The following is a 6,411-nucleotide window of genomic DNA, read 5'->3' on the forward strand; positions in this document are numbered from 1 at the left end:
ATCCGATGGTGAAAGATGGCGTCTGCACGGGCGCTGTAACGGCAGTGAGTTAATGCTCTTTGATAGGAGTAGGTTGTGTTTTGGTGGTTTGCAGTATGCTGTGGCGGACTTCGCTGGTCAGAACCTTGAAGGCTTCATCGGCGACCATTTTGACTTCATCGCCAAAGTTGAGTTTGTTAGTCTGGGTAATCTCCACTACGTTATTGAGCCGTAATTGCTCGATAAAGTTTTTGAACAGAGCTTTGTCAAAGAACTCGGGAGCATTCAACCCGTGGATAATGGACAGCCTCTGAGCCAGGACTCGACTCTGGTTTTCCAGTGTCTCCTGTTTAATGTTGCCATTGTCATTACTGATCAGCAGGCTGATGACCATGAAAAAGCGCTCGAGCGTCTGGGCAATGGCACGGGAAAGCACTGTCAGAGTGACAAACTGAGCTGAACTGTACTCAGGCTGACGGTAGTAGCCGTCATGGTCGCTGATAATCAGGCCTTCGCTTTCCAATGTTTCCAGCCATTTGACGACCACTTTCAGGAAACTTCTTTTGCTCCACTTCAGAAAGAGTTCAGATTTAAGATAAGGGTACAAAATGGAGCAGACCCGGAAAATTTCTCTCTGCGTCATGGCGCTGTTATTAATAAACAGACAACTGAGCAGGGAAGGCACGGCAAACATATGCAGTACGTTATTCCGGTAATAGGTCATCATGACAGCGGTCTTTTCGTCAAGGCTGTAGACATCACCCAGAGAATCACTGAATTTATTGAGTAAATCCAGCTTCTCCGCATACCGGATGACGCCATAGCCATCCATATCAGTAATAACGGTCTTGTCGCTGTAGGGGGATTTGCTGAGCAGCCGCTGATAGATCTCTATCAGCAATACCAACTCCTGTTCACCCAGGGCATGACGAGGCGATGAAAGCAGGGCCATGGCGACCAGGTTAACCGGGTTGATGACAGCAGCTGAGTTGATCTCGCTGGCAATTTTGAATGCCAGAGTATTGGTCGCTTGCTTTAACCACTTTGGTTTAAAGCCTTCAGACTGATCTTCCTGCCATTGAGGAACTTCCTTATCCATGAATTCACCCATGCTGACAGGGTTGCCAAAGTTGATCCAGGCTTTGCCAAACTGATCCTTCAATGCTGCCAGTGTTCGCACAACGTCCAGAGGGGACTCTTTTTTCTTACTTTTGCCCCTTAGTTCACTCATGTAAGTGCTGACTTCCAGCAACTTCTCATAACCAATATAAACCGGCACAAACACTATGGGCTTGCGATTATCTCTAAGGTAGCTTCTCATGCTGATAGAGAGCATGCCGGTTTTCGGGTTCAGAGTCCGACCGGTTCTGGAGCGGCCGCCCTCAACAAAATATTCAATGGGGAATCCGCGACTGGACAGGGTATGCATGTATTCATGAAAGACGGCACTGTAAAGGGGGTTGCCTCTGAAGGTTCTTCTCATGAAGAAAGCCCCACCTTTACGGAGAATGGTACCCACGATGGGCATATTCAGGTTGATACCGGCAGCAATATGGGGAGGCGTCAGTCCCTCATAGTAAAGAGCATAGGAAAGCAGCAGGTAGTCGATATGGCTGCGGTGACAGGGCACGTATACAATACTGTGCTTCCGGGAAAGTGCTTTGATCGGTTCAATGTTATTGATCGACAGGCCGTCGTAGAGTTTGTTCCAGAACCAGGTCAATAGAATATCCAGGAATCTGAGGACCGGATAAGAATAGTCAGATGCGATTTCATTGGCGTACTGCCGAGCCTTGTTTTCAGCCTCAATCAGGGTAATTTCCTGGGCGGCGGCTTCGGTCTCTATGGCTTTGCGAATCTGTGGAGTATGGAGCAGACCATTGACCAGTATTCTCCGGTGAGAGAGATCAGGACCAATGACAGACTCCCTGAGCTGACGAAAGTGTACCCTGAGAATTCGACCCACCTTGCGTAGTGTGCGGGTATGTTCCTGACCTTCATCCACCATGTCTCTCAGGGACATGGCCGGGTTAAAGTGAACCATGGTCTGTCTGCCATGAAGCAGGATGGCCATAAACTTTCTGAAGCGCCCTCCCAGACTGAAGTTCCAGTCAAAAAGGAGCTTCAGGGCGGACTGCTCTTTATCCGGAGCCCGTCCCCAGAAAATACTAACAGGAACCAACTGTACGTCCCGGTCGGGATGCTCCTCGGTTTCCTTGAGCAGGTTTGCCAGTGTATCTGCCGTTTCCGGATGCTCTCGCTGAAGCAAAACACCTCGTTGTTGAGTCAGGTAAAAATAGGCTTGATCACCGTTCTTGCACTCTTTGTGAATAAACGCATAGGGACGAGGAAGACCGGCTTTTCGACACTCCTGCTCAACCACCATCAGATCAGACAGGGAGCGGTTACGAAGTACGTAGCAGACAGTCTTGTCTGGTTGAATCCCAAGACTTTCTGTAGTGTTGTTATGAACTGTTGTTCTGACCCAGATGAATAACAGCTTTCTCAAGCTATGAAACAAAACGCGACTGAGAGTATTGGGTTTGTGCATTGGGCTGGCTGCGGCCTGAAATCAAGAGGGTAAATGGCTACCGGTGGATTCTAGCTTGAATAGAGGCAGTGGCGCAAAGAAGAAAGTGTATATTTGCCGGATCGAAAGCACGCCCGTAAGGCAATTATTCTTTCCTGACAGGGAAAGCCATGGGTAAAAACCAGAGATGCTGAGTAGCTTCTCTGGCGGCAATAAGATGTCAGAGGGCATTTGGCCAGGAAACTGTGCTTTCTTCACCTGTTTCCGTCATCTGCCACCATTCATCCATATCTTCACCGTCTGACCAGGGGGCCGCATTGGCTCTCACCCGGCATTTGGCAAACTGGTTCAGGCTTCTGGCACAGGCCATGTCATCACTCCATGGGGTTTTATTGGCTTTGAACCAGATGCTGGTCCAGGCTTTGCCAACAGCGCCCTCAACAATCATGACGGGCGCTGATCCTTCCTCGCCATGCAGCAGAAAGTCGTGAACTTTCTTGCCGCTACTCAGCACTTCAAGAGTATCAAAATGAGCTCTGAGCCATTTCCGGATCATCTCCAGGCTCAGGTCTTTGGCATAGATTTCAATATCTTCAATGTTATTCATAGAGGGTTATAGCGTTATAAATGGAGCATAAATTTACGTCAGGAGTCGCTTCAGGATGCCCTGATAAATCCTGTCGAGATGATTAAGGTCACCGGCTTTGATGCATTCATTTACTTTATGGATGGTTTTATTGACCGGCCCCAGCTCAACCACCTGGGCACCGGTTGGCGCTATGAAGCGGCCATCGGAGGTACCACCGGAGGTCGACAGCTCAGCATCCAGGCCGGTTTCAGCTTTGATGGATGCTTTGGCGGCATTTACCAGTGCACCGGGGCGGGTAAGGAATGGCTGGCCGCTGACATGCCATTCAATATCGTATTCAAGGTCATGTCTATCCAGAATGGCCAGCACTCTTTCTTGCAGCGCTTTATCAGTGACTTCGGGAGAAAAACGGAAGTTAAAGTTGACTTCGCACTTTCCGGGAATCACATTGCTGGCACCTTCTCCGGCATGAATATGCCAGATCTGGAAGCTGGTGGGCGGGAAGAACTCATTACCCTGGTCCCACTCTTCGCCAGTCAACTCTGATAGCGCCAATGCCACTTCATGAACCGGGTTTCTCGCCAGATGTGGGTAAGCGACGTGTCCTTGAATACCATGAATTACCAAGTGACCGTGCATTGAGCCGCGGCGTCCATTTTTGATGATATCGCCCACCTGATGGGTGCTGGAGGGTTCGCCTACGATGCACCAGTCTATCTTTTCGTTACGGGCTTCCAGGTACTCAATGACTTTTACGGTTCCATGCCGGGCAGGGCCCTCTTCATCGCTGGTAATCAGGAAAGCGATAGAGCCTTTATGGTCAGGGTTTCCAGCAACAAAAGTCTCACAGGCTGTCACCATGGCAGCCAGACTGCCTTTCATATCGGCTGAACCACGTCCCTGCAACATGCCTTTTTCATCGACAAAGGGAGAAAAGGGAGGGTTATCCCACTTTTCTACAGGACCCGTGGGGACAACGTCGGTATGACCGGCAAATGCCAGTACCGGCGCAGTGTCTCCCCTGCGAAGCCAGATGTTTTCGACGTCGCCAAACCGCAGTTTCTCTACTTTGAAACCCAGTGGTTCCAGGCGGCTGATCATCAGATCCTGACAGCCCTCATCTTCGGGAGTGACGGAGGGACGCTGAATCAGATCTATGGCAAGTTCAATCGTGGGGGTCATGTGCGGTTTGTCTGTTCTATGGTTTACAGTTTTTCACTTGGAACGGTGATTGTACCACGTCATGAACTTGCCAGCCGAGCCAATAAAGTCTCCGGAATACCAGGGTTTTCAGTTTTGTTGCCCTGGCTATCAACAAGACATTGGCTCAGCCCAAGATCAAGACCAAAGGCTTAATCGATCTTGATCTTGGTAGGGTCGGCCAGATCCGATAACGCTTTTAGCGTCATTGATTTCTGTAATTCATCGGTTGAAGACTGCTCCAGTTTTTCACAAGCATTCTCGAAGGCCTGTGGCTCAAGGTAACACACCTTAAAAATTGTTTTCAGCCTTTCTGCCAGTTCAATTCTTTCCGCACGAACACAAAAGTCAATGAGCGGGTTGAGCAGGAACAATTTGTCTTTGACCGGTCCGGAAAGCAGACAGGTATAACACCGGATGAAACTCTCGAAACCTACAATCTTGTGAGGTTCCATGCGATCAACATCGACCAGAGTTTGTTGCAAAATATCCAGAACGGTGTCTTTAATTATCTGATGGTCAGCTGCCCCGGGATATCCCTGTTCTAGCAGTTTCACGACAGAGCCCCGGTAAAATGGATCCCTGAGGGCTTTGCAAAGATCCTTGTCGTTAAGGCGGATACTGACCGATGCAATTTCTTTATCCCATTCATTCGCCCATTTCTCCGCCCAAGTGAAATGACCCCTGGTAACCAAGAGATTCAGGAGGGAGTAAGCCAGCTCTGCATCCTTGATGCCGAATTTGAAAAATTCCATAAAACACTTCCCAATATCCTCAAAATCTCTTTCGTCCAGTTTTCGCAGCCATTTGGAGTCTCCCAGGCATTTTTCCAGCCCGTCAGCGAGCGTTTTCCTGGCAATCTCCATGGTTTGATGATCTTGCATATTTGCCAGGGCCAGTATCGCTTTGCCGTGGTCATGAAAGTAGTGTCCGTGAGGTTCGTCGGTATGTTTAGTGTATGGCGCTTCATTCTGGACCAGTTTAGCGAGGGCTACCTGAAAATGATTTGCTTCCAGAGTTGCCTGATGTTTATTTTTAAAATACTGGGCATGTGGCAAATCTCCCCGGACGACAAAAAGATTCAGAGCTGAATTCGCCAGTGCATTACCACCATTGCCACAGCTGGTCACCAAAGAGTCGATAAGCTTTTTCAGCTTTACGTACTCTTTTTCGGGTATTTTACGAATAGATGGATAATTATCCTGCAAAATGGTTTTAAGGTTATCTTTGGCTAATTGCGCAGCTTGATCCGGAGATGACAGTTTCAGCGATGCCAGCAATGATTTTACCCGGGCGGCATCTTTTGCATCTATGGCCTCTGCCAGAGCAGGTAAAACCTCTGTTAGTTCCATCGGACTTACTGGTTGTGAATCGGCTGTCAGTTTGGAGCCCGTGTGTGCGGAGCTGCCGGAGACAGAAGAAGCGATTGTCCTTTCCGAAAGCGCTGCTGCAGCAGTCACTGTACCCGTTTCTCCGTAGCCAATAGCGCGGAAGAAACCGTTATAGATAGCGCCAAACCAGCTGTTTACAGCCCTTCCGTTTTCAGCCCTTCCTGAGCTTTCTGTTGACTGGACAGATAGCTCCTGCCTGATCGAGCTGTTCTGTTGCAGTGTTGATTGGGAATTAACAGGTTGCATAATTTGTACCTCTCTGAGTTTAATTGAATTTAATTTAATATTGTCAATGTCATCTTGGACAACACAAAGTGCAACTAGTTCCAGACAATCAAAATAGAAGAGCCAAACGTGTTTTCTCTTTCAATCATTGCAGGGACGATACCGATAATCCCATTATCAACCAGCACACTGGCAAAGTACTTACCAGACGGATTCTGCTAACAAGGGTGTCCATTTCTCTGACCTATAAATGAACTCTTCGGAACCTTCTGGCGTCTAATTAATAACGAGCGGTATCGCAATACCTGACTTGCTACTCAAGGTGCTTTTCAGAGGAGTCAAAGTGCTATGAATCGATTACACCATTTATTACTGACGAGTCTGCTATTTTTTTCTGTCCAGGTTTTTGGCGGGGAATTCTCACCCGGCTATCCGTCGGCATACCGCTACTACCCAGAGCTGGCAGGTGCACTTGATAAAGACTTGGATGGCTTGCT

Annotated in this window: 4 protein-coding genes; all 4 read right to left on the minus strand. The window is 48.5% G+C overall.

Annotated features, from left to right (window positions below; all coding sequences use genetic code 11):
* Nucleotides 1–49 precede the first annotated feature (49 nt).
* Nucleotides 50–2,530 (minus strand): glycerol-3-phosphate 1-O-acyltransferase PlsB, encoded by a 2,481-nt coding sequence (gene plsB, locus KDK19_RS22500; protein ID WP_257275428.1) that lies wholly within the window; start codon nucleotides 2,528–2,530, stop codon nucleotides 50–52.
* A 199-nt stretch (nucleotides 2,531–2,729) separates the two neighbouring features.
* On the minus strand, nucleotides 2,730–3,116 hold the full coding sequence (locus KDK19_RS22505; RefSeq protein WP_257254534.1) for a hypothetical protein: 387 nt from the start codon (nucleotides 3,114–3,116) through the stop codon (nucleotides 2,730–2,732).
* A 33-nt stretch (nucleotides 3,117–3,149) separates the two neighbouring features.
* Complete coding sequence (gene dapE, locus KDK19_RS22510) at nucleotides 3,150–4,280, minus strand: succinyl-diaminopimelate desuccinylase (RefSeq protein WP_257254533.1); 1,131 nt, start codon at nucleotides 4,278–4,280, stop codon at nucleotides 3,150–3,152.
* Nucleotides 4,281–4,450: 170 nt separating this feature from the next.
* Nucleotides 4,451–5,935 carry a hypothetical protein gene (locus tag KDK19_RS22515; RefSeq protein ID WP_257254532.1) on the minus strand — a complete coding sequence of 495 codons (1,485 nt, stop codon included), beginning with the start codon at nucleotides 5,933–5,935 and terminating at the stop codon, nucleotides 4,451–4,453.
* Nucleotides 5,936–6,411: the final 476 nt, after the last annotated feature.

Source organism: Endozoicomonas sp. ONNA1 (genome assembly GCF_024606325.1).
Lineage (GTDB): Bacteria > Pseudomonadota > Gammaproteobacteria > Pseudomonadales > Endozoicomonadaceae > Endozoicomonas_A.